Here is a 25,643-nt window from a genome sequence, read left to right on the forward strand (position 1 = left end):
ATTTACCTCCTAAACTTGAACTTATCCCAAGGTCCGACGTAATCTAGCAGGAATAATTCAGATTGAGAAATTTGAGCAACTTTATTTTTACGTTCATCTGTGTGATCTTGTAGCACAACTTGTAATTCATTCTTGTACTTACCAAAATTATCATTACCAATAACGATGTCGCCACGTTTGAAATCATGGGAGGATTGGCTGACAGGATTATCGTTATTCTTATACTTCTTTCTAACCTCAGTCGAACGAATCACTAAGTCAGTGATGTCACCACGTCTAACGTGTTGGTTGTCTAGTAAAATCTCCCGTTCAACTTGATTAATATCATCTGATAATTCAACATTGAAAACTAATTGATAACGATTGATTTCACTGAGCTTTTTCAACTCATCTTCAGATGCATAAGCATTACCAATAATGACGCAATCAATCAAATTAGTTGCGAATAAATGCTTAGCTTGAACTTCAATTGGTAAATCACGGTGCATCTCCAAAGTTGGTAACCCGTCGTTGATATCCCAAGGACCAATCTTGCCAACTTGTGATGTGATAAAGGCTGCTGTTTCAATACCATGTTTTTTGAAACGCTTTGAAGCACTGATAAAGAAATCTAGTGGTAGACCAGTACCTCGTTGAGGATAAAAATTGTGACATCCATAAATGAATGGTTGGTTAGCTGAATAGCTGAGGATATTGTCTAAATAAGCAACGTCATTACTCATATTTAATTCAATATTCAAAGCCTGAGGATTGTAAGATAAAAGTGCCTCTTTTTGTCCGTCGAATCCTTGATCCAATCTGATTGCATCGGCTCCTAATTCAGAGAAGAAATCCAAATCATCATAGGAAATCCCTAATTGATCAAAGATATTTGGTGCAATATCCAAAGTAGTTGAAAAGCCTAGATCTTTTGCAAAGCTAATTAAATCGCTGAATTTTTTGGCAACTTTTTCTTTACCTTCAGAAACTTCCAACATACTCATAAAGATCCTCGTGAAACCATAACGATTAGCTTGAACTAAATAACGCTTATCATCATCCAAATTACTGTGATCTGGATAAAGTGAGATACCTAAAGACCTTTTGGTCATATCTTCTTACCTCTTTCCATTTTTTTAAACTCTCGCAAGTAATACTCTGAAATATTGATTGATAAATAGATGGTACTTAAAATTACGAGAATAACTGCTGGTTTAAAAAAGAAACTCACAACCGCTGTCAAAAAGATTATTAGCGATGAAATTAAAATTAATTTTCCTGCTTTTAATCCTTTGAGAAATTTAGGTACGAATCCTTTTTGAACCAAAATCTCGCAAGTAATAAAGTAGATAAATAATAGTAGAAACACGATCATCTCATCACCCTATTCTTTTTCCAATTGTTGTTTTTCAAAGACTTTAAAGAATGGATAGTAAATTGCCAAATCGATTAAGAAATTGACGAATACTAAAATCAAGGCTGGAATACTCCAGTCGGTACTGACAAAAGCACCTAATGGACTAGGAACTGTAAATGGTAAACGAGCCATCATCATCGGCACGACTCCAGTTATCGTCAGAACGTATGACAGCGTCCCGGTCACTAAAGGTCCTAAAATAAATGGAATACCTAAGATTGGGTTCATAACAATTGGGGCACCGAAGATAATTGGTTCATTGATATTGAACAATCCTGGTAAGAATGATAATTTTCCTAAATCTTTTAGATAAGCTGATTTAGAAAACATGAACAAAACAACTAATGCTAAAGTACCACCGGCACCACCGATCCAAAGGAACCATTGTAAGAATTGTTCTGTAAAAATTGTTGAAAGTTGGTGTGCACTAGTACCGTTAGTGAATTCACCCATGTTTTGAGCAATTGACATTTCCCAAAATGGTCTAGTAATTGGTGCCAAAATTGCTGCCCCGTGAATTCCCAAAGTCCAAAAACCAGTAATCAAGAGAATCGTTAGTAAACCACCAAAGAGGCTATTACCAACTAAGACTCCTTTCAGTGGCATCAAAATCGTTGTCAAGAAAGTAGAAATATTGAAGTTCAAAACGTATCTAATAAACCAGAAAAATAGCAAGATAAATGCTGCTGGAAATAGAGCTACGAAGGAATTTGAAACTTCTGGTGGAACACCGGCTGGCATTTTGATAGTGATATTTTTTTCTTTGAAGAAACGATAAATTTCAACTGTCAAAAGTCCAGTCACAATTGAAGCAAATAGTGATGAAGCCGAAAGATTGGCAATATTGATATAACGTCCAGCATCAATTACCCCTTTGACATTGTCTGTCACTTGAATTGGGGCTGCGGCAGAAATTAGAAAAGCCAATACAGCTAAGGTTCCATTAGTCAATTTGTCCAATTTATAATAATCGGCTAATGATGAAGCAATTCCAAAAGCTGCATAGAGTGCTAAAATCCCAACCGTATAACGGAATGGAATATCCAGAATATCTTTGTATGGTTCCAACATTTTAGCGACTGCTTCGATCGGGATGTTATTGATGATCGTGAAGAACGAACCAACAATCGTTAGTGGTAGCGTTGAAATGATACCCTTTCTGATTGCCATCATGTGTCGTTGTGCACCCATTTTGTTCGCGACTGGCACGATTTTAACATTCAAAAAATTAATAAAGTTATCCATTTAGTACCTCCTCCTTTTTCGCAAATATAATAACATTATAATGTTATAATGTAAACGCTTAAATAAAGATTATTTAAATCTCATATTCAATTTTGTATGGCATTTTATTACTGTCATAAATAGATTCAGTATACTCAATTAATTTTCCTTTATTATCAAAACCACGTCTAATACGCTTCAAAGCTAAATTGTCCTGTTTTTGAAGGATTTTTTTGTCAGTTTCATCAATGTTGATAGCACTGAACTCATCACTAAAACTACTGATTTCCTGCCCATTATCACGCAAAAACTTATACAGTGATTGATTTTTCAAATTTTTCAATTCATCAGTAACGTCAATATTTGGTAAATAATGATTAACAATGATAAAAGGTTTATTATTCAACAAATATAAGCGTTCAATATAAACAATATTTCTATCCGTTAATTCATTTTTAAGTGGCGTATCTTCAAGAGATAAAACATCAGCTTTTAGAATTTGTTTAGTTAAATTATCCGACTCATTGACGATTGAAGAATAAGATCTAGCTTTCGATAATTTATTAAAGAGATTATTGCTAATAACACGTGTGCCAATGCCACTCTTCTTCTTTAAATATCCTTCTGCTACTAATTTCTCAACGGCTTTACGAACCGTGATTTTACTAACATCATATTTTTGTTCTAATTCATTTTCAGTTGGAATCAAGCTACCAACCTCATACATACCTGATAGGATATTCTTTTTGATATCATCAGCTACTTTTTGGTATAAAATCTCAACGACCATTAGTGTATTTCCCCCAGATGCTTTAATTAATTTATACATTCATTATAGTATTTCTTATGCTAATAAAAGTTATCATTTATGTAAGCGGATGACAAGTTTAAACTTTATCTTCCCAGATATCATTGACATAGTTATATGTACTAATATAATTAATTATGTAATTACATATTATCTGGAGGTATTATTATGGAATTGGAATACACTTTAAATGACTTAGCAAGAATGATTGATCACACTAACTTACATGCCTATGCTTCTAATGAAGACATGGTAAAATTATGTAATGAAGCTAAAAAATACGACTTTAGAATGGTTGCTATTAACCAAGTACAATCCAAAATATGTTCTGAACAATTAAAGGGAACCGATATTGATACAGGTGCTGCTATTAGTTTTCCTTTAGGACAAACAACCGTTGAATCCAAATTGTTTGATATCAAAGATGCTCTAAAAAATGGTGCTAATGAGATTGATTACGTTGTTAATTTGACTGAAGTTAAAAATGGCAATTTTGATTATGTAAAGGATGAAATGCAACAAATCGTTGACCTTTGCCACAGTAAATCAGTTTTGATCAAAGTTATTTTTGAAAACACTTATCTCACAAATGATGAAATCAAGAAATTAGCTGAAATTGCTAAAAAAGTTAAACCTGATTTTATTAAAACTTCAACTGGATTTGGTCCTAGTGGAGCCAAAATTGAAGACGTTAAATTGATGAAATCTGTCGTTGGTGATGAAGTATCCGTCAAAGCTGCCGGTGGAATCAGAAATTCCGATGACTTTTTGGCCATGATTGCGGCCGGTGCTGATAGAATCGGTACAAGTAGTGGTGTCAAAATCATCAATGCTCTCAAAGACCGCATGGAAAAAGACAACGTTGACGTTATCAAGATTGACAGAGATTATAAGAAAAATTTGAAATAATTATTCATAGGAGTTAAAGATGGACAGTGGAAATTTACCGAAATACAAAATTATTGAAGATGACTTACTAAATAAAATAAAAGCTGGTTTTTATAAACCCGATACGTTGATTCCTAAGGAAATAGAACTAATGGAGATTTATCACGTTAGTCGCCCCACTGTTCGTCAAGCAATTCAGACACTAGTTAACAAGGGACTGCTAGAAAAACGGAAACGTAGAGGAACGATTGTTAAGCAAAATAAGATTTCTCAAGAATTCACACATACCATTAAGAGTTTTAACAACGAAGTCAAAAGCAAAGGCTTCACTCCTCAAACGCGCGTTTTATTTTTCCAAAAGGAACTACCAACTCCAGAAGTCTCCGCGGCATTAAATATAAATTCAAGCGATTCCGTCTACAAGTTGGTCAGATTACGATACGCTGATACGCAACCCGTTGTTTTGGTAACCAGCTACATCCCTTATAATATTTTTCCATCTTTAAATAAATATGATTTCAACAAAGTTTCACTATACGATACTTTAGATTCACACGACTGTCGGATAGTGCACGTTAAACGGAAATTAGAAGTTTTAAAAGCTGATGAAACTACGGCTGATTTATTAAACGTTGATATTAATGATCCACTTTTTTATTTCCATACTGTTGGTACTACAGAGAATGACATAAAAGCTGAATATTCTATCGCTAAATATCGCGGAGATAATAATTCATTTGAAATTTATATCGATCGCTAGTTACACAAAAAGGCCCAGAAACCATTTAGATTTCTGAGCCTTTTTTAAATCTATTTCAAACCATTATTACTAATTACATCTTTGTACCAATAGAATGACTTCTTTGGATAACGTTTGAGTGTTCCCTCACCATTGTCATCAAGATCAACGTAGATGAAACCGTAACGTTTTGACATTTCACCAGTTGAAGCACTGACTAAATCGATGCAGCCCCAAGGAGTATAACCCATCAAGTCAACACCATCATCGATAGCACCGGCCATCGCCTTGATATGTTCTTTTAGATAGTCGATGCGATAATCATCTTCAACATAGTGATCTTTATCAGGATCATCATGAGCACCTAGACCATTTTCTACAATGAAGAGTGGCTTTTGATAACGATCATATAATTGGTTCAAAGCAATTCTCAAACCAGTTGGATCGATTTGCCAACCCCAATCACTAGCTTTCAAGAATGGATTTTTAACTCCACCGAGAAGATTACCAGAAACTGTATCGTTGTCTTCCTTAGTTACTTCAACAGCTGATGACATGTAGTAACTGAAACCAATGTAATCCACTGGATACTTCTTGATCAAAGCTAATTCTTCATCAGTTCTGTCCAAATCATCGACTGTTAAGCCATATTCTGCCAATAATCTCTTGGTATAACTAGGATATTGACCACGAACTTGAACGTCAGCGCAGAAGAAGTTGAAGTCTTGATTTTGTTGTACAGTGGCGAGTTGGTTAGCAGGATTTGCATCATAACTGTAAGTTGTAGCGTAAAGAATCATGCAACCAATTTGAAGATTCTTATCTAATTCATGACCGATTTGAACGGCTTTAGAACTAGAAACGAATTGATTGTGCCATGCTTGGAAGACATTTTTCTTTTCGTTACCACCGTTTGATGGAACCAAACCTTGACCCATAACTGGGAAGTGAGCAGCACTGTTGATTTCGTTGAAAGTCATCCAATACTTAACTTTCTTGTAGTAACGAGTTAGAACAACGCGGGCAAATCTCTCGAAGAAAGTAATTAATTTCTTATTCTTCCAGCCACCATAATTTTTAGCTAGATTCAATGGCAATTCGTAGTGAGAAATTGTAATTACTGGCTCGATGTTGTATTTCAAACATTCATCGATTACTTGATCATAAAATTTCAAACCAGCTTCATTAGGTTCTAATTCATCGCCATTTGGGAAAATACGTGACCAGGCAATAGAGAAACGATAACATTTGAAGCCCATTTCAGAAAATAACTTAATATCTTCTTTGAAATGGTGATAATAGTCAATTCCTAAGTGGTTAGGATATGTATATTTAGTCTCATCAATAGTCCAGTCAAAGTCAGGACTTTGCACGATACTAAAACGATCTTTTCCACCAGGTAAGGCATCCGCGATTGATAGTCCACGACCATCTTCTTTGTAGCCACCCTCTAGTTGGTTAGCAGCAGTAGCGCCACCCCAGAGAAAGTTTTTGGGAAAGTTTGTCATAAATAAATCCGTCCTTTTTATATAATATACAAATATATTATATTATTTTAGTGAATCCGTTTGCAAAAGTAAATTGTATACCGCTCCATATAAATTAGCATCACTCTTGAAATGAGCCTGAATGATATTAGGAATTTCTATCTGTGCCTTTAACAAAGGATTAGGATCTAACAAGCGTAAATAAGCTTTATTTATCTCTTCAACAACGATTGGTTGGGCACTGATTCCACCACTGATAGCAATAGTCTCCAAATCTACAACACTTTGAATATTCAAAATAACTGTCGCTATAACGTCACAGTAATTGGAGAAAATTTTTGTAACCTGTTGATTACCATTGTTTATCGCATCAAAGACCGCTACGCCATCATGTTCATCAGTTAAATTCAAAACTTTAGCACATTCTTCTATCATATGAACTGCCGAACCAGAGAGCCCTACTAAATTAGACATTTTGCTAGTATCAGTACCTAAACTCATGTAACTTAGTTCCCCAGCTTGATAATGTGAACCATGCAATAGCTGATGATTTAGAACGATTCCACCACCAACACCAGTTCCTAAAGTGATAATGGCACCATTGTTAACGTCCTTCAAAGAGCCTAGCCAAAGTTCAGCTGACGCTCCTGATTTAGCATCATTTTCAACCGCGACGGGAATTTGAAAAGTACCCTCCAATTCATCTTTGAAACTAACTTTATCTAAGAATGGTAAGGCGCCCCCATAAAAAACAGTTCCCGTTTGGACGTTTACTTTGCCCGGAACACTGATGCCAACACCCTGAATGTCAGAAAGATTTTCTTGAATAATTGATTTAATCAAATTCAAAAAATCATCTTTGTTATCAGGTGTTTTTACATTCTTATGGAAGACTAACTCGCCTTGATCATCGATAATTCCGTATTTTATATTAGTTCCACCTATATCAATGGAAAAGTACTTTTTTGTCATTTATTTGTTTGTTCCTTTCAATTTTGGTTGGTTTTTGCTTGGAAGCGGTGAACTCTTAGAGATATTTAAATTGAATTTTAACAATACATTTAATATACGTTTATTAGTGTATAAAAATCTGGAAATAAAGTCATTCTTAAGTAAACGATTATAATGCTTTAATTTTCGTCTAAGACATTTATTCTTTGAACCGTCAATTTTAATCGATTTATTTTCAATAATTTTATCCATATTAGAATCTAATTGACATGAAATATCAGCCAATTCATTACTGATTAAAGGAACATTTGATTTCTCTTTAATAAATTTTCTTCGGCCATTTCGGAAATAAGTCTACTGGAATAACAACACCTTTAAAATCATCTTAGTGGGATTACTAGTCCAAAAGGACTCTGTCGTCAATTCATCCATTGAATTGCCTAAACGATATGATTTTCTTTTAAAATCCAGTCTAATTCTAATTTCAAAGATGTTTCTTTACTAATATATGAAAATAAGGTCCAGAAGTCGTAATGATTTCTGGACCTTATTTTTTATTCCTTTTTTAATTTGTACAAATATACAACTGCACCATATGGTGGTAATTCTATCTTGTCATCATTAGTAGCTTTACTGTCAAAGTTACTAATAACAACTTGACCTTCTTTACCCTTTAATGTTTTAGGAATTTCAACGACTTGATTGTCAGCAGTAAAATTACCATTTACATATAAAACCTCGTTATCTGTTTTACGTAAATAAGAATATGTTGATTCGTTATCCTTATCTAGCAAGACATATTTTCCAGTTGTGATTATTGGTAATTCATGTCTTAATTCAATCAACTTCTTGTAGTAGTAAAATACAGAGTTAGAATCACCTAAGGCATTTTGAACATTTATTTCCTTATAATTTGGATTTAACTTCATCCATGGAGTTCCACCAGTGAAACCCGCGTTTTCTCCATCAGTCCATTGCATTGGCGTACGAGCATTATCACGTGATTTTAAATAGATAGACTTCATTGTATAATCGTAACCTAATTTTTTATTATTAATGAAATCATGATAAATGTCTTTAGTTTCAATATCGTTATAATCATCGATAGAACCAAATTTGGTATTTGTCATCCCTATTTCTTCACCTTCAAAAATGAAAGGTGTTCCTTGCTGCATATGTAAGATAGTTCCTAACATTTTTGCTGATTGTATACGCCATTTAGTATCGTCAGCTCCAAAGCGTGTAACCGGGCGAGCTTGATCATGGTTACTCCAGTACAAACTGTTCCAACCATCATGTTGAGCCATGCCTTCTTGCCATCTAGTAAATACCTCTTTTAATTCAGATAATTTGAAACGTTTAGTTGAGAATTTCCCATTTTCATCGTAATCCAAGTGCATATGATCAAAGTGGAATACCATATTTAATTCATGACGCTTTGAATCAGTATATTTAACAGCATCTTCTATTCCTGTATGTGGAGTCTCTCCCACTGTAACAATATCATATTTACTTAAAACTTCTTTATTCATTTCTTGCAAGTAATCATGAATTTTAGGACCATTAGCTGCCCCCTTATAGTAACTGCCATAGGCTTTGTTTTGAATTACAGGGCCATCTGGATATGATGGATCCTTAGACAATAAACTAATTACATCCATTCTAAATCCATCGACACCTTTATTTAACCAAAAACGCATGATATCATACACATCTTGACGTACCTTAGGATTTTCCCAATTCAAATCAGGTTGTTGTTTAGCGAACAAGTGTAGATAATATTGACCTAATTTATCAATATATTCCCAGGTTGGACCACCAAATGAAGAACCCCAATTATTAGGTAATTTTTTGCCATCTCCATCTTTCCAAATGTAATAATCATGATATGGATTTTCTTTGCTCTTCTTAGCTTCTTTAAACCAAGGATGTTGATCTGATGTATGATTGACAACTAAATCCAAGATCAATCTCATATGTCTTTTATGAGTTTCCGAAAGTAATTTTTCAAAATCATCCATCGTTCCAAATTTAGAATATATTTCTCGATAATTGCTTATATCATATCCATTATCAACTTGTGGAGATTTATAAATTGGATTTAACCAAATTACATCTACTCCAAGTTTTTGTAAATAATCTAATTTTTCAATAATTCCAGGAATATCACCTATACCATCATCATTACTATCATTAAAACTTTTTGGATAGACTTGATAAACGACGCTATCACGCCACCATTCAATATTATTCGTCATCATCATCAGCCTCCACTGTCATTTCATTAACATAGACAATGGCTTCTTTTGCTTGTTTAACTAGTTCTTCCATACGTTCAGAAGTTATTTCCTTATCCGCGGGTTCCAGAGCAATAGCTAAAGCCAATGGCAAATTCATTCCACTGATGATATGTGTATGAGGACGCTCTCTATACTTAAAGAATTGTTGATTAACACTACCTGCTAACATATCCGTCAAAACGATCACTTCGGTATCATCAGAAATAGTCCCCATCAATTTTTCTACTTGTTGATCTACCGGAATATTATCCATATATGCTGCCAAATCAGTAACATCAGCGGCGTTATTTGAAATAAAATTTAACGTATCTGCCAAACCAGTGGCTAATTTATGATGTGATGCTAAAATAATTTTTCGTTTCATTTTCTACCCCTTATGCTTTGAAGATTCCAAAGAATGTACCTACTAATGAAATTGCAATAACCAAAAGAATGATTCGAGTTGGTGTCCATTTCTTACTACCCAACAATTTGTAAATTAACAACGTCAGCAATGCTGGAAGCAATGCAGGCATGATTTTATCAAATACTCCCGTTTGTAAATTCAACTTAACTTTTCCAAATTGGAATACAACGGGCATTGAAATTTTAACAACTGTGGCTACAAGTGCTCCCACAACACTTAATCCAACAATTGAAGCTGATTCTGTAAAGATATTTAATCTTTCACCTAATGAAGTAATTAATTTTGTACCTGATGTAAATCCGACATCAAACATCTTTAGCTTCACAAACCAAAAGGCAATATTAGCAATGAACCAAACAACTGCCCCTAAAGGATTTCCTTGTAAAGCCATGTATCCAGAAATTGATCCCATGATGGTTGGCCACAAAACCCAAACTAATGTATCTCCGACACCTGCTAAAGGTCCCATCAAACTAGTTTTCAATGATTGAACTGCATCCTTGGCACCAATACCGTCACGTTCTTCCATAGCTAATGAAGCACCTAAAATCAAAGATGACATAACTGTGGTTGAATTGTAGTAATTAAAGTGATTCTCAAGAGCCATTTGATATTCATCATCATTGGGATAAATTTTTCTCAAGGCTGGAGCTAATGACCAAGCAACAGCTGGTCCCATTTGTGATTCATAATTAAAAATATTACATGCCATAAAGTTATAACGAACTGCGGCACGACGACGATCTTTTTTAGTTAATTTAATTTTTTCATCACTCATCGTAATCGTCTCCTTCATCTTCATTTGTTTCAGCAGATGCTGTCCCTGCTGACGCTAATTTCTTAGATTCACTGATAAAGTACCAGTAAGCTGCGGCAAATCCGATTAAAGCCACACCTAAAACTCCTACTTTCAAATATGCAGCTAATACGAAGCCGACAATGATATAACTGAGAAACTTCTTAACTGGCATGTATCTTAACAACATACCAACACCGACTACTGGTAACATTCCACCAGCAACCGTTAATCCATCTGTTACCCAAGTTGGAACGACATGAAGAATAAATTTAACTACATCTGGGCCAAAGAAAACAATCAAGATAGCTGGCAAACCAGTTTGTAAACTGAACAATGCTGGTCCCCACCATGCTTCATGTTGCATTTTCTTGAAATCATGATTCTTTACATCGGTTTGCATTCTATGGGCAAGAAAGTTAACAATAATTCTTGCAACAACTTCTAATTGAATAGCTAACAATCCAACTGGTAATCCAACCGCAATAGCTGATTTAATACCAGTGCCTGTTCTTACAGCAACAAAAATTCCGACGATCGTTGCTAATCCATAATTAGGAGCTGATGCACCACCTAAGGCTGCTACCCCTAACATCATCAATTGGAATGTTCCGGCAATTGTCAATGCAGTTGTCAAATCACCCATAATAATTCCGGTAATAGTTCCGACAATAACTGGGAACCATGACATAATTACTAAACCATTTTGATCAATAGTCATATATGCCGCTAAAATAACAATAAGTATATCTTGAATAATATTTATTCCTGACATGATTTAATAATCTCCTTTAAGCTTTGAAAGATTCCTCGTTATCTGTTGGAACATATTGAATAACTAATGGAATATCTTTAGATTGAATTGTTTGTAAGTCTTTACGTTCTTTATCATTTAAGGCAACAAACTTAGAGACAGGTTTACGACCATCTTCATTGAAAATAATTCCTAAATCTACTTTGGGAATATCAACCCCACCTTCAATTAATTTAATAAGTGTTTCTGGTTCTTTTACTAAAACGAAAACTCTTTGTGCATCGTACTTACCGGCCGTAAAATTAGTAATAGCCTTTTGAGTATCAATAATGGACATCCCTGTGCCAGCAGGTTTTGACATTCTCATACTTGCTTTAATTGATTCATTCTTACTAATTTCATCATCAACAACCATGAAGCGCTTTACTTTAAGAGCTTGAGCCCATTGATTTACAATCAATCCATGAATTAAACGTTGATCTATTCTTGCTAATACTACTGTCATAATAAATTCCTCCATTTTGGTATCGATACCAAATAAATTTATTTAAAAAGAGCACTAAGCAGATGCTCTTTTTATTACTTTTAATTTACAAATTTGCATTTTGGAAACTTCCTCGCCATTAATCAAACCTAGCATTGCTCTGGCAGCTTTGCGTCCCATTTCATCAACTGGCTGTTTAATGGTTGTAAGAGGTATACGTAAATTGGCTGAAGCAGGTTGATCATCCACCCCAAGAACTCCTAACTGCTCAGGAACTTTTATTCCCTGCTTCTCGGCTTCTTGTGAGATTCCCATCGCCACTTCATCACTACCAGCTATGACAACATCAGGCTTATTTTTCAAGGTCATTATCTTTTTAAATATTTCTTTGCCATCCTCAGCTGTATGTGCATTAGTAAATAACCAATCATAATTGAATCCTAAATTGTGATCACTTAGAGAACTCTGAAATCCCGCAAAACGATCAGCATCAAAATTAGATTCTTTTTTCATAATAGTTATGGTCTTACGACCAGTTGCATATGCAATTTTCTTATAGCCATTATCAAACAAGAAATTGGTTGCTGTATAAAATCCATCATATTGATCACCTCTAATGATTGGCACATCAACATCTTTCAAATACTCATTAACCAAAACTATCTTGCCATATTTACAATAACCATTTATCACAGACCAATCATTCTCCAAAGAACAAAGAATTACTCCATCTACTTGCTGATTTTTTAATAGATTTAATGCTGTTAGTTCTTCTTCCGCTCGTCCAAATGTTTGGACAATCAAAGTACTATAACCTGCTTCATCTAATTCTTGCTCAATCGCATCAACTAAATATGAAAAGAACGGATTAACAATTCTAGGTATTGTAACTGCCATAGTATTAGTTCTTGATCCACGTAATTGTCGAGCCGCTGGTAATGGTACATATCCCAATTCATTCATTGCCGACTCTACAGCTTCTCTCTTCTTATCAGAAACATGAGGACTTTTATTTATGACTCTTGAAACTGTTGAGACAGATAAACCAGCTAGTCTAGCTACATCTGAAATTGTTGCCAATGTTACACTACCTCCTTTCTGTGAAATCGTTTCCATAAACATATAATAAGAGCCTTATTTTGAAATGTCAACTAATTTTTGGTAACGATTTCACAAAGACATAAAAATAAAACAGCCCGAAGCCTCTATTGTTAATAACAACAGAAGTTTCAAACTGTTTTATGAAAAAATGGATACCAACACTATTTTCTAAAAGTTGTTTTTTGTATCGACAAAGGTAACTGGGAGAACTTTTTTATAATTCTTTTGAATGGGCATTCCATTATTTTTTTTTAATAGAACAGCAACGGATTCTTTCACTATTTCATCGACAGGTTGCCTTATGGATGAAATCATCAGAGGACTATCTCTTGAGATTCTAGACCCATCAAATCCAACAATATGAACCTTCTTTAAAAGATTTATATCTAACTTTGCTAATGCCTGTTGTGCAATCTGACCATACTCATCAGTAACAGCAAAAATCCCATCAAATGGAAAAACTCCGTTAGAATAATGCGACTTTAGATACTCCGAATACTCTTCTCTATAAGAAGGCTGTAATGTAGCCTCAAATATATCTAACGGGTAATGCTTACTAGTAATGTAATCTTTAAACCCTTGAGTTCTGACATCAGTTGCATTATGATGTGTAACCTCTCGTCTCAAAAGTAAAAATCTCTTTGATCCCATCTCAATTAGTTTTTTTGCGGCCAATTGTCCACCAGCATAGTTATCACTAGTTATTAGCGGTACATTTTCAGATACATATCTTTCAATAGAAACTAAATTAAGTCGTTTATCAATGTTTAAAAAATTATAAACATCTGAATATGACATCGTTATAACCCCAGAAACTTGATTTAGAGAGGCCATTTTTAATATTTCCTCTTCCTCTTCCGAATCATTCTGAGAATTAGTTAAAATCATTTTATATCCATGACTATTTAATTCTATTTGCATTTTATAGACTAATTCAGAAAAGAACGGTGTCCAACTAGTCGGAACAATAAGTACTACTGTAGAATTTTTAGATGTTTTAAGTTCCCTAGCCTGTAAATTGGGAATATATCCTAAATCATCGATTGCTAATTGTATTCTCTTCTTAGTTTCAGATCTAACATTTAAACCATTTATATAGTTAGAAACGGTACCGCGTCCTACGCCTGCCGCTTTAGCAACATCATTCATTGTTGGTTTTTTCATATTACAATTCTTAAATATACGACTCCCTGATGTAAGCCAATTCGCTTAGACTATCGTGTATATTTTCATCCTCCAACGTATTTAATAAATTAATAAATTTAGCATATTCATAATCTGGAGAACTAAATGCATTATATAGTTTTTGCTTCAAATCCATTTCAATGTATGATCTTTGGAGCCTCAGCTTCATTTCGGCAATAACATCTTTTTCTGTATATGAATGAATGATTGTTTTTATTTCTCTATTAACAGGAACAATGCTTTCTGAATCATCCTTGTTCCAACTTAATTCTTTTTTCTCGTCATCCCAATTAAATCTCGTCTTAGAAACCTTATCTCCAATATGCTCAATCATATTATACTCACCGTCAGCCCCGCTAAATACTTCAACGGTAATCACTTTAGGTAAATCTTTATTGTTCATATAATCTTTATTTTCAACAATCAGACTCCCTCGTTTAACGAAAACGGGAACTTGATCATTATCACGATAAGTTTTAATAGAAGTGTTTCCTTTGTACGGCAAATTGCTGAAATAATCAATCCAGTTACCATTAGGAAGCCAGGTATTGCTATATGCATATTGTGTCTTATCGTCATGAGGCCGTGTGATTGGGGAAACAATCATTTCAGAACCAAAATAGTATTCATTCTTCACAGAATATGCTTCTTTATTATTAGGATAATTATAATATACCGGTTTAACAATTGGTATGCCATTAGAATGAGTTTGATAATTTGCAGTATCAATATATGGTATCAATTCAGCTCTTAATCTTAGAAACTTCTCCTGTGCTTTTTCAAATTCTAATTTATAGTTCCACGGTTCTTTACCAGCAAAGTCATTATTAGATGAATGAAGTCTATTAATAGGGCTAAACACTCCAAATTGCAACCATCTTGTTGCTAACTCGGCATCAAAGCTACCACGCATATGACCACCAATATCATGACTCCACCAAGTATATCCGATATTAGCAGCTGTTGATGTAAAGTAAGGCTGAAAGTTTAGTGACCCCCATGAAATGACAGTATCGCCAGAGAACCCTAATGGATAACGATGTGAACCTGGACCCGCATATCGGCTAAGAATTAATCCATCTCCATGATTTCGCAAATTATTATCATTGAAATGATAATGATTTAATAACCAAAGAGGATCCATCCTCTTATCCGTTCGTGCAACACCTTGTTGCCAATCAATCCACCAAAAATCAACACCATCATCTTCCATTTTATGATGAACATCATCAAAATAAGCTTTTTTAAATTTTGGATTTTCAAGATTGAAAGAAGCTGGCTCTTCGGCTTTGGTATTTAATCCCATTGTCTTTGCTACATCTTTGTATGAATCTTCGTAAGCTCTAATTCCAGATGCTGGATGAACATTCAATGCTATCTTTTTATTATCTTCATGTAACCAATTCAGGAGTTTTTTATGATCTGGAAAAAGCTCCTTATTCCAAGAATAACCTGTCCATCCAGAACCATACTTTCTAGGAATATCAGTCTTATGCCAATCTGTATCAATAACAGAAATACCAATCGGTATCTTTTTATCATCAAACTTTTCCATCAATTTTTGATATCCATCCTGAGTATAAGGATAAAATCTACTCCACCAGTTACCCAATGCAAATCGAGGAATTAGAGGTGTTGGTCCAGTCAAATTATAAAAATCAGTTAATGTTGCCTGATAATCTCTTCCATAACAGAAGAAATATCCATCAACAACAGAATTAGAACGACTTATGAAAGAATCAGAGTCATTTATATATATAAATGATTTTGAATCATCGAGATAACTATAACCATCTTTCGACATAATGCCATCTTCAAGAGGAACCTCACCGTCTGCACGATCTAATGTTCTAGTAGTCCCTTTCAGATTTTGATGTCTTTGATCATTATCCGAACCAAAGTACCATCTATTTTGATAAAACGAATGTGCCTTCAAAGCATCTATATAAAGTGTTTCTGGAGATAATTTCCCTCCGTTGTAATACAAATGGAAAGATTCAGTAATAATTTCTACTTTATGTTCATTATTATCAAAAATCACTTTTACATCAGGATTAGAAAAGTCTCTGTTTATGACCGTTTGTGTAGGTCTATCTTCAAATTCTCCTGTTGAATCTTCTTCAATTCTGATTAATGAATTAGTGATCACTGTAAAACGATAAGTATCTCCTTTTACAATTCTATTCATATTATTCGTCCTCCCCATCGTCAGTGATTTGAAATTCATTAACGTATTGCAATGCATTACGAGATTCATTGATTATTTCATGTATCCTACCTACAGTAATATAATCAGCAGTGCTTTCCAGTGCAAAGGACAAAACTACTGGTAAATTCATTCCCGTAATTATATGCGTATGTTTTCTATTTCTATAGGGAAAGAACTTCTGATTTACAGAACCAGCAAGCATATCTGTAAACACGATAGTTTCCGTATCATCTTCTATATTTGCAAATAATTTTTCTACTTTCTTCTCAATCGGACTATCATCAATGTAAGCGTCTAATACCTGAACGTTATCTTGTTTACCCGCAATAAAATTTAATGTGCTATCTAACCCTGATGCCATATGATTATGTGATGCAATAATAATATTTCTTTTCATTTGTATAAAAACCTCATGTTTTATTTAGTTGGCATAACACCAAGAATGCCTGTGAAGGAGCCCACTAATGATAATACAATTAGCGCAACAATAATTTTAGTTGGTGTCCAGAACTTCGAATTTAACATCTTGTATACTAGATAAGTCAAACACACAGGTAAAAGTGCCGGCATAATATTATCAAAAATTCCACTTTGAACAGATAACTTAACTTTTCCAGTCATAAATGTTAGTGGAGTATAAACCTTAACCACCGTAGCTGCTAATGTACCCACAACCATTAGTCCTAGAACTGAAATTGCGTCCGTAAATAACGATAATTTATCACCAAATTCCGTTACCAATTTGACCCCTGAACTATATCCAAGATCGAAAAGCTTAATTCTAATCCAGAAAATTAATGCACCTATCAAAATCCAAGCCAAAGCACCTAAAGGATTTCCATTAATGGCCATATATCCTGAGATAGAACCCATTACAGTTGGCAGTAAAACCCAAATAACTGTATCGCCAATTCCAGCAAATGGACCCATTAAGGAGGTCTTTAAAGCTTGTACAGCATCTTTTGACTTAATTCCATCTTTTTCTTCCATAGCAGTGGTTGCACCAAGAATGATATTAGCCATTGCTGTTGTTGTATTAAAATATTTAAAATGATTATCCAAAGCTTCAACATATTCGTCATCATCTGGATAAATCTTTCTTAATAATTTTGACATTGACCAGACCACAGAAGTGGCTTGTTGAGTTTCATAATTAAATAAGGCAGAGCCCATAAACATCCATCTTAAAATAGCATGGTGACGATCTTTTTTAGTGATTTCATTCTTTTGTGGAGTAGTATTTTTTTGAATATTATTAGTAGTTTTATTCGTCATAATCGTCGTCCCCTGTTTCCTTTACATTATCTTGTGTTACAGCAGCTTTTGCTTCGGAGTTCTTCAAGCCAACCTTATAAACAATAATAGAAGCAGCGGCTCCAAGAATTGAAATCCCAATAATAGGTAATTTTAGATATGCACTAAAGACAAAACCAATAAATACGGCCCATATATACTTTTTAACCGGCATATAATGCATCAACAATGCAATACCCAAAACAGGTAACATTCCACCAGCAATATTTAATCCATTTGTAACCCACTTAGGAATGACAGCTAGAATCGAACTAACCGCTTTGGGACCAACCGAAACAATGATCGTCATAATAAGAATATTTTTCAAAGCAAACATAACAGGACCAAGTAAACCAATCATACGCATCTTTTCAAATTCGTGTCTATGAGCATAAGTTTGCATTCTATGAGCAACAAAGTTATTTAAAATTTTAACTAAAACATCAAAATTGATTGCCAATAATCCAACAGGTAATCCAACAGCAATCGCAGCTGAAAGGCCTGAACCAGTTCTAGCTGCTAAGAATGTTCCTACCAAAGCTGCTAACCCATAATCAGGTACTGAAGCACCACCTAGACCAGCAACCCCTAAAGACATAAGTTGGAACGTTCCACCTATAAGTAAACCAGTTTTAAGATCACCCATAATAAACCCAGCAATCATACCCGTTGTTACGGCCCAATAATTAACAATAGTTATCCCCAAATTATCAAGAGTAACGTAACCCGCCAATAATACAATTAAAATATTCTGAATAATTTCAATAGACATATTATTCTCTCCTATACACTTTACTTAAATTCATGATTAGCAATTGCTTTGTCAAAACTGATTGATGAATTCTCAGGAACATATTGAATCCTAATCGGCACTCCCCTAGATTCAATTTCTTTTAAGTCGTCAACCTCCTTTTGATTAAGAGAAACAAACTTACTTATATTTGTTCTACCATCTTCGGCAAACACAATACCTAAGTTAACTCCAGGAATTTCTACACCATTATCCATAAGTCTGATCAATGTTTCAGGCTCTTTTACAATTACAAATACCTTTTGTGCATCGTAATTTCCATTACTAAAATTCTTAATAGCTTTTTCAGTATCAATAATACTCATTCCAGTGCCAGCTGGTTTAGATAATCTCATTGAATCTTTTATTTCTGGTTGGTGACTCACCACATCATCGATGACCATAAATCTTTTGGGATTTAATTTTGAGTTCCATTGATTAACAACAATTCCATGAATTAATCGTTGATCTACTCGTGCATCAATTACTGTCATACATAAATTCCTCCACATTCTTTTTTGAAAACGCTTTCTATATCAAATACATTCTAGTTGGAACGTTCCAACTTGTCAATGAATATTTTTTAATAAAAAAAGTGATTAACGATTTGACTCGTTAATCACTCTTACTTTTTTACTTAAATTCCATCTGAGAAATCATCATCTTCAGTAGGTTCATCATCTAACGTAAATAATTCTACGCTATTCTTTGTTACTTTAATCAAATCCTTAGCATAATCATCTAAAGAATCATACGTATTAAAGGTAGTTTCAAGTAATGAGGCCAAATTACATCCGGAAACGACTTTAACATTATCATATTTATAAGCTATTTTAGCCGCTTCTTTATATGGTGTGCCCCCAATTAAATCAGTAAAGAATAGTACTGGTTCTTCATCATTAATTGATTTTAAGAATTCATCTCTAAGATCAGTTTCACTCATACTCTCTTTAAAATCAATAAATTTCATATTAAGTTGTTTTCCAGCTAAAAGCTTAATAGCACCTTCAAAGCCATTGGCAAACATACCATGACCAGCCACTATTGTTTTATATTGTGACATAAACTAACCTCCTACATAATTCCTAAGAAGGAACATAGAATACAAAGTACAAATACTACAGCAATCAATACAATTGGAGATACCTTTTTCTTAAGTAGCCAGTACAAGAAGAAAGTAAATGCTAACGGTAAGATATTTGGAAAAATCTTATCCAAGAAGTCCTTTTGTAGAGAAACTGATCCAATTTTAACTTTTAGAGAAAGTGATACGTAGGAACTAATCAATGCACCAATTACGGTTAGACCCATAATTGTAGCAACTCTAGCAATAATCTCAGAGTTATCTTGAATAACATCAATTGCCTTTACACCTAAGTTATACCCTAAATGAGCAAATGGAATTCTACATAGGAAAATTCCTAAGTATACTAAGAAGAAGATAATCGGTCCTAAAATATTTCCCTTTGATGCAAAGGAAGCCGCAATACCACCAACAATTGGCATTAATGTGAACCAATATATGGCATCACCGATACCGGCCATAGGACCAAATAAGCCATTCTTTAGTCCTCGGATTGTTTGTCTATTAACTCTTTTTTCTTCCAAACTAGTTAATAGTCCCATAAGGATTGGTACTAGTGGTGGTGAAGTATTGATAAATTCCATGTTATCTTGCATTGCTTCTGAAAGAGCTTTTTTGTCATCGCCAAAAATTTTCTTCCAAGTTGGAACTTGTGACCAAGCCCAACCACCGGCTTGCATACGTTCATAAGAAAATGCTGATTGTAAGAATGAAGAACGTAATCCTAGCATAGTTATATCATGACTATTCAATTTTCCATCTTGAGTTTTCTTTTCTTCTTTAGATGCCATCTTCTTCACCTCCACTTACACCGTTTTCTTTCATTTCATCAATTTGATCTTGTAACTTCTTGTTCTTCTTATCACGGAAGAATTCGATCATAGCAAATACAATACCAATAATTGCGGCAGGTAAAACATTTGAGAAGTTAATGAAACATGCAACAACGAATCCTAATAATAGATATGGGACATATTCTACACGTAGTAGAACTTTTAGTAACATTGCAAAACCAACAGCAGGTAGTGCTCCACCAGCTAATTCAAAACCATGAATTAACCAAGCTGGCATTGCTTTAACTAAAGCAGCCATAGGAGCTTGTGCAGCATATGCTGATAAGAAAATGACTACAAAGAATGAAATACATACAATAGTCATAATTAAATATGGAATTGATCCAAATTTCTTAGTATCTGCTTCTTTTGCAGCCTTATCCATTACTGGCATAAATACTGAAAAGATTGAGTAAAACATCAATAAAATATATTGCATTAACATAGCAAATGGCAATGATAAGCCAATTGCAGTAGCTGGAGCTACATTTGTAGTATGGGCAATAACTACAGTCATAATCCCACATACTGCTGGGTTTGGTGGCTGAGTTCCGCCCGCAGGTGTCAATCCGGCAAAAGCTAATTCAGTCAATCCACCTGCAATAATACCTAAACGCAAATCCCCAAGTATTAATCCAGCTATAGTACAACTAATAATAGGTCTAAATATGTACAGAACTTCGAGCCATGAATCCAGCCCAGCTATAACGGCAAAGATAGCTAAGCCCAGTCCTTGAGCTAATGTGATAGCCATGTTGGTTCCCCCTTATATATATTTAATAATCATGATATTAGAAGTTTACTTGTGTTTTGTGATCCCCAGGTACATCTTCAATATAAACATTTACCCCTGCGTCTACTAATTTCATCAAATCTTTTTTATCAGCATCATCGACGTACACTTTCTTAGTTACTTCTTCTTTACCAGGTGCAAAGTGCATATTACCAACATTTACTTCTTTGATTGGAACTCCACCCTCGACCAATGCTAGAGCATCGGCCGGTGTTTTAACGACGATAAAAATCTTTTGACGATCAGCAGCTTTACCAATAATCTTAATTGTTTTCTCTAATGTAAAGAATCTGATTTGTGCACCCGAAGAATCAGCTGTACTCTTCATCAATTTTTGTTGAAGCACATCATCTGCAGCTTCATCATTAGCAACTAAAATTAAATTAGCCCCTAATGTTTTTGTCCATGTGACACCAACTTGTCCATGAACCAAACGATTATCGATTCTTGTTAATAAAATATGTGGTTCCGACATATTTGTTTCCCCCTCGTTTTCTAAAAAGAATACTTTTGATGCAGATGGAGCAACTGCAGTACTCAAATAATCAACATTACCTTCATCGTTAAATCCTTGTGTCGTTGCTTCTACGTATGTATTTCTACGGGAAAAGTTTGGTAGAACTATCATCCTCGGAGAATGATCATCCACGCTAGTATTAATTTCATGTGATAAAAATGTTGGATCTAAACTGTATTTTTGAATCAGCATAGGCATTAATTCACGATTTTCAATCTCACTAGCTTTTATCATTGGAAAATCCTTAAAAGACAAGTAGGTAATTCTGTTAATCAAAGGAACCCTATCTGATAAATAAATTTGCTTTATTCTATACAGATACTCTGAATCTGTGAGACCCATCAATTCTCTGATTTTTTGTTCTTCTCCAAATGCCAGAATACTAAATTCCTCCAGCTTAATTTTCACATCATGATCATGACGCTTTAATTGAACACTGGGAGTATCTACATAACCAATTCCTAAATCATCTGGATTAGAAGATTCTACAAAACTACCTCTACCTTGTTTCTTAACAATGTATTTTCTTTCTTCCAGCTCTGCCAATGCTTTTCTTATGGTAATTCTACTAACACCATACTCATCACATAGAGTTTTTTCCGACGGCAACTTAGAATCAACTGGTAATTGATCAGTTTCTATTTTGCGTATTAAATCTGCACTTATTTGCTCATACTGCCAAAATGGCTGTTTTTTCAATACTTTCACCAACTTGTCATATCAATATAACAACCATGGCTTTATTATAAATCGGCCTATAGTGTTATGTCAACGCTTTCATTAACTTTGATATAGAATTCACTTTATTATCACACTAAATATTTGACTTATATTTAAAATTCATACTATAATCATGTCATTATGACAATAAAAAAGAACCAACAACCGCTAATTGTTGATTCTTGCAAATATATCTTGTCATGCATTTAGGTCAAATACTTCGGTATTTGGCTTTTTTATCAGTACTTAAATTGACGATAATAACGACGCATATCCAAATCATGGCCAGAATGTGATTCTAGATGTTTAGATAATCTTCCATTTAAAATTATAGTAGAAATAATTGGTGAGATAATTGGTTGAAATTCTTTGTCAAACCCCTTAATCATATAATCATTAATATCAAATACTGTTAGATTATTATTTTCTTTTTTCAAGAAAGCTTCAACACGTTCATCCAATGGTCTATACTTACCAACGCTTTTTACTAAAAATACTGGAAGATCCTTATCTACTAATTCCAAAGTACCGTGGAAAAACTCTGCAGAGGTTACGGCCTTAGTCTTTAACCATTGCATTTCTTCTAGAATACACATTGTGTATAAATAAACTTCTCCCCAAAGTTCTCCACCACCGATCCACATTTGATAATCGGTATTGTAATACTTTTTTGCTATTTCTTCTGCTCTATTATCAAAATTCTTTTGGGTATTAATGATTCCCTCTACCATATTTGATTTAATTTGATCATAAAATTCATCAAATCTTGGAAAGTCTCCATTATCCGCAAGTAGTCCATAAAAAATACCATACATACTTAAATATTCAAATTCGACGCCTTTAAATACTTGTAATGGAATACGCCAATCGCATAATTCTCCAACAGCTGACTCTTTGCTCATAACCATTGCTGCAATTCTGATCCCTTTTTCTTTTAGCCACTTTTCAGCATTAACAATTTCTTTAGTATCCCCAGACTTTGATCCCGTAATTACTAATGAGTTTTTAGTTAAATGTGGATTATCAACTAATACTAATTCACCTGCTTGCTCAAGATATACAGGAATCTTTGTATATTGTTTTGCCAGTGTAACAAAATTCATCATCATTGCATATGTACCACCAACACCAACAAAGAAAATATTATCGTACCCTTGTTTTGTTATTTCATCGGCAATTTTTTTTCCATCAGCAATTGCATTTACTTGAGCCGTTAAATCATTTCTATATTTATCTTCATCAAATTTTAGCATGTTATAAAATCTCCTTAATATATTTTATTTAACCATTAACTTTAAGAATACCGAATTCAGCACATATAATTCCAAAAACTGCTGTTCCTATGATTAGCCAGATAACATTTATCTTCTTAGATAAAAGATAATAATAGATTCCAGTAAAACCTAATGGCAACATTCCGGGTAAGATGTCATCCAACACATCTTGTATTTTAGTAGCTCCACTACCTGTACCAATTTTTAATGCCGTTGTAGCAACTACTAGATTATTTATCATACCACCAATAACCATTACTCCTAGTATTCCTGCCGCTAACATAAACATTTCCATTGCCCCTGATTTTTGGATTTTAGTAATATAATTAGCGCCTAATTCATATCCCTTCATTGCTGTGTAATATCTCAAAATGAATGTAGGTATATTGAATATTAGGAAAAATAATATAGATCCTAATATATTTCCTTTTATAGCAATAGATGCACCAATGCCAACAGCAAGAACACGCAATGTTCCTAAAATAATTGAATCACCTAAACCACTTAGTGGCCCCATAAGGGCCGCTTTAACAGCACTTATAGAAGAAACATCGAAATCATCTGTCTTTTCATTTTCCTCTTCCATAGCCAATGTGACACCACCGATAAACGGTGTTACATGAGCTGTGCAATTGAAAAATTCAAGATTTCTAACTAAAGATTTTTTCAATCCTTCAGGATCATCTTTATATATCTTCTGTAGACCTGAAGAAATCATATATTCAAATCCCATATGCATTTGTCGTTCATAATGCCACGAAAATTCCATTGGTAACGATCTCCAAAACATTTTTCGAAGATCCTTTTTATTCAACATTCTTTCATTAGAATTCATTATCATCCTCTCCTTTAGTCTCGGTTTTAACAGTTTTCTCATTATTCATAAACCGTACAAGTACCGTTACAAGAATCAATCCCAAAAGAGCAATTCCAATAACAGGTACTTTGAAGTAAGCTGATAGTAAAAAGCCTAAGAAGAAGAATGGCAAGATCTTTTTATTCATAATCATTTGTGCCAGCATTGCAAATCCAATACCTGGTAAAAGCCCTGTAGCAATAGTCAAACCATTAATAATTGGTTTTGGTATTGCATTAACAAACATTTTAATTTGAGATCCTCCAAGGAGATATCCAACAAATACAATAATTGCTAACATGGCACACATTATAAATCCAGCAATCATATGAACCGTATTTACAGCTTTTGCGTTCCCTTTAGCAGCATACTTATCTGCCATTTTACCTAACATTGGTCTTACTAAAGCAAAAATGACATTATCAAATATCAAAGCTAACAAGGCGATAGGAAATGCCATTGTAAACGCAACTGCAGGACCTTTTCCGGTTTGAATTGCAAAAGCTGTTCCTAGAACTCCTCCAACGATTACATCGGGTGGAATAAATGCACCTACAGAATAGGAGCCTAAAAATGCTAATTCCAATGTAGCACCAATTGTGACACCCATACTCAAATTTCCCATTATCAATCCTACAATGGGACCCAAGATGATTGGCCGTTGAATTTGGTTAGTACCCGTTGCTAAATCTAATTTTCCAATAAATGCAACACACGCGAGTAAAAACGCTTTTAATATCATTCCAAACACCCTT

Annotated in this window: 26 protein-coding genes; 2 read left to right on the top strand and 24 right to left on the bottom strand. The window is 34.1% G+C overall.

Annotated elements, in window-relative coordinates:
• Positions 1–2: 2 nt before the first annotated feature.
• The 3 genes from G6534_RS09995 to G6534_RS10005 form a co-directional block, all read right to left on the bottom strand.
• Positions 3–1,091, bottom strand: a complete 1,089-nt coding sequence (locus tag G6534_RS09995; protein ID WP_182082719.1) for a DUF871 domain-containing protein — start codon at positions 1,089–1,091, stop codon at positions 3–5.
• 272 nt (positions 1,092–1,363) lie between these two features.
• A complete protein-coding gene (locus G6534_RS10000; protein ID WP_182082720.1) occupies positions 1,364–2,641 on the bottom strand; it encodes a PTS sugar transporter subunit IIC in 1,278 nt (425 codons plus the stop codon).
• A gap of 73 nt (positions 2,642–2,714) precedes the next feature.
• On the bottom strand, positions 2,715–3,410 hold the full coding sequence (locus G6534_RS10005) for a GntR family transcriptional regulator (protein WP_182082721.1): 696 nt from the start codon (positions 3,408–3,410) through the stop codon (positions 2,715–2,717).
• A gap of 192 nt (positions 3,411–3,602) precedes the next feature.
• On the opposite strand from G6534_RS10005, the gene deoC reads away from it, so the two are divergent.
• Together deoC and G6534_RS10015 are read left to right on the top strand one after the other, a co-directional pair.
• Complete coding sequence (gene deoC / locus G6534_RS10010; RefSeq protein ID WP_182083296.1) at positions 3,603–4,337, top strand: deoxyribose-phosphate aldolase; 735 nt, start codon at positions 3,603–3,605, stop codon at positions 4,335–4,337.
• Positions 4,338–4,356: 19 nt separating this feature from the next.
• Positions 4,357–5,076, top strand: a complete 720-nt coding sequence (locus tag G6534_RS10015) for a GntR family transcriptional regulator (protein WP_182082722.1) — start codon at positions 4,357–4,359, stop codon at positions 5,074–5,076.
• Positions 5,077–5,126: 50 nt separating this feature from the next.
• On the opposite strand, the gene G6534_RS10020 is transcribed toward G6534_RS10015, so the two are convergent.
• The 21 genes from G6534_RS10020 to G6534_RS10120 all read right to left on the bottom strand — a co-directional run bounded on the left by G6534_RS10020 (position 5,127) and on the right by G6534_RS10120 (position 25,630).
• Entirely contained in the window at positions 5,127–6,563 is a 1,437-nt protein-coding gene (locus G6534_RS10020; protein WP_182082723.1) for a glycoside hydrolase family 1 protein, read from the bottom strand.
• A 42-nt stretch (positions 6,564–6,605) separates the two neighbouring features.
• Positions 6,606–7,514: an ROK family protein gene (locus G6534_RS10025; RefSeq protein WP_182082724.1), complete on the bottom strand. Its 909-nt coding sequence runs from the start codon at positions 7,512–7,514 to the stop codon at positions 6,606–6,608.
• Positions 7,515–8,047: 533 nt separating this feature from the next.
• Entirely contained in the window at positions 8,048–9,751 is a 1,704-nt protein-coding gene (locus G6534_RS10030; protein ID WP_182082725.1) for a glycoside hydrolase family 13 protein, read from the bottom strand.
• Positions 9,741–10,157 carry a PTS sugar transporter subunit IIA gene (locus G6534_RS10035; protein WP_182082726.1) on the bottom strand — a complete coding sequence of 139 codons (417 nt, stop codon included), beginning with the start codon at positions 10,155–10,157 and terminating at the stop codon, positions 9,741–9,743. Before G6534_RS10035 ends, G6534_RS10030 begins: the two co-directional genes overlap by 11 nt.
• Positions 10,158–10,167: 10 nt before the next feature.
• Positions 10,168–10,977 (bottom strand): PTS system mannose/fructose/sorbose family transporter subunit IID, encoded by an 810-nt coding sequence (locus G6534_RS10040; protein WP_182082727.1) that lies wholly within the window; start codon positions 10,975–10,977, stop codon positions 10,168–10,170.
• Positions 10,970–11,770, bottom strand: coding sequence for a PTS mannose/fructose/sorbose/N-acetylgalactosamine transporter subunit IIC (locus G6534_RS10045; protein WP_182082728.1), 801 nt, complete (start codon positions 11,768–11,770; stop codon positions 10,970–10,972). Before G6534_RS10045 ends, G6534_RS10040 begins: the two co-directional genes overlap by 8 nt.
• A 16-nt stretch (positions 11,771–11,786) precedes the next feature.
• Positions 11,787–12,254, bottom strand: a complete 468-nt coding sequence (locus G6534_RS10050; RefSeq protein ID WP_182082729.1) for a PTS sugar transporter subunit IIB — start codon at positions 12,252–12,254, stop codon at positions 11,787–11,789.
• A 54-nt stretch (positions 12,255–12,308) separates the two neighbouring features.
• Positions 12,309–13,313 carry a LacI family DNA-binding transcriptional regulator gene (locus G6534_RS10055; RefSeq protein ID WP_182082730.1) on the bottom strand — a complete coding sequence of 335 codons (1,005 nt, stop codon included), beginning with the start codon at positions 13,311–13,313 and terminating at the stop codon, positions 12,309–12,311.
• 189 nt (positions 13,314–13,502) lie between these two features.
• Positions 13,503–14,498 carry a LacI family DNA-binding transcriptional regulator gene (locus tag G6534_RS10060; RefSeq protein ID WP_182082731.1) on the bottom strand — a complete coding sequence of 332 codons (996 nt, stop codon included), beginning with the start codon at positions 14,496–14,498 and terminating at the stop codon, positions 13,503–13,505.
• 10 nt (positions 14,499–14,508) lie between these two features.
• A complete protein-coding gene (locus tag G6534_RS10065; protein WP_182082732.1) occupies positions 14,509–16,707 on the bottom strand; it encodes a glycoside hydrolase family 31 protein in 2,199 nt (732 codons plus the stop codon).
• Between the two features lies 1 nt (position 16,708).
• Positions 16,709–17,125 carry a PTS sugar transporter subunit IIA gene (locus G6534_RS10070; protein ID WP_182082733.1) on the bottom strand — a complete coding sequence of 139 codons (417 nt, stop codon included), beginning with the start codon at positions 17,123–17,125 and terminating at the stop codon, positions 16,709–16,711.
• Between the two features lie 20 nt (positions 17,126–17,145).
• Complete coding sequence (locus G6534_RS10075; RefSeq protein WP_182082734.1) at positions 17,146–18,003, bottom strand: PTS system mannose/fructose/sorbose family transporter subunit IID; 858 nt, start codon at positions 18,001–18,003, stop codon at positions 17,146–17,148.
• Positions 17,993–18,793 (bottom strand): PTS mannose/fructose/sorbose/N-acetylgalactosamine transporter subunit IIC, encoded by an 801-nt coding sequence (locus G6534_RS10080; protein WP_182082735.1) that lies wholly within the window; start codon positions 18,791–18,793, stop codon positions 17,993–17,995. Before G6534_RS10080 ends, G6534_RS10075 begins: the two co-directional genes overlap by 11 nt.
• 20 nt (positions 18,794–18,813) lie before the next feature.
• Positions 18,814–19,305: a PTS sugar transporter subunit IIB gene (locus G6534_RS10085; RefSeq protein WP_182082736.1), complete on the bottom strand. Its 492-nt coding sequence runs from the start codon at positions 19,303–19,305 to the stop codon at positions 18,814–18,816.
• A gap of 143 nt (positions 19,306–19,448) precedes the next feature.
• The gene (locus G6534_RS10090; RefSeq protein ID WP_182082737.1) at positions 19,449–19,874 is read right to left on the bottom strand and encodes a PTS sugar transporter subunit IIA; all 426 of its coding nucleotides are present in this window, start codon (positions 19,872–19,874) and stop codon (positions 19,449–19,451) included.
• A gap of 11 nt (positions 19,875–19,885) precedes the next feature.
• Positions 19,886–20,686, bottom strand: a complete 801-nt coding sequence (agaD, locus tag G6534_RS10095) for a PTS galactosamine transporter subunit IID (RefSeq protein ID WP_182082738.1) — start codon at positions 20,684–20,686, stop codon at positions 19,886–19,888.
• Positions 20,676–21,482 carry a PTS galactosamine transporter subunit IIC gene (agaC, locus tag G6534_RS10100; protein WP_182082739.1) on the bottom strand — a complete coding sequence of 269 codons (807 nt, stop codon included), beginning with the start codon at positions 21,480–21,482 and terminating at the stop codon, positions 20,676–20,678. The genes agaD and agaC overlap by 11 nt, the downstream gene beginning before the upstream one ends.
• A gap of 37 nt (positions 21,483–21,519) precedes the next feature.
• Positions 21,520–22,746 carry a PTS galactosamine transporter subunit IIB gene (gene agaB, locus G6534_RS10105; protein WP_238788927.1) on the bottom strand — a complete coding sequence of 409 codons (1,227 nt, stop codon included), beginning with the start codon at positions 22,744–22,746 and terminating at the stop codon, positions 21,520–21,522.
• 251 nt (positions 22,747–22,997) lie between these two features.
• On the bottom strand, positions 22,998–24,011 hold the full coding sequence (locus G6534_RS10110; protein ID WP_182082741.1) for an SIS domain-containing protein: 1,014 nt from the start codon (positions 24,009–24,011) through the stop codon (positions 22,998–23,000).
• A 28-nt stretch (positions 24,012–24,039) separates the two neighbouring features.
• On the bottom strand, positions 24,040–24,867 hold the full coding sequence (locus tag G6534_RS10115) for a PTS system mannose/fructose/sorbose family transporter subunit IID (protein WP_238788893.1): 828 nt from the start codon (positions 24,865–24,867) through the stop codon (positions 24,040–24,042).
• Entirely contained in the window at positions 24,857–25,630 is a 774-nt protein-coding gene (locus G6534_RS10120; RefSeq protein ID WP_238788894.1) for a PTS mannose/fructose/sorbose/N-acetylgalactosamine transporter subunit IIC, read from the bottom strand. The genes G6534_RS10115 and G6534_RS10120 overlap by 11 nt, the downstream gene beginning before the upstream one ends.
• Positions 25,631–25,643 lie beyond the last annotated feature (13 nt).

Source organism: Companilactobacillus pabuli (genome assembly GCF_014058425.1).
Lineage (GTDB): Bacteria > Bacillota > Bacilli > Lactobacillales > Lactobacillaceae > Companilactobacillus > Companilactobacillus pabuli.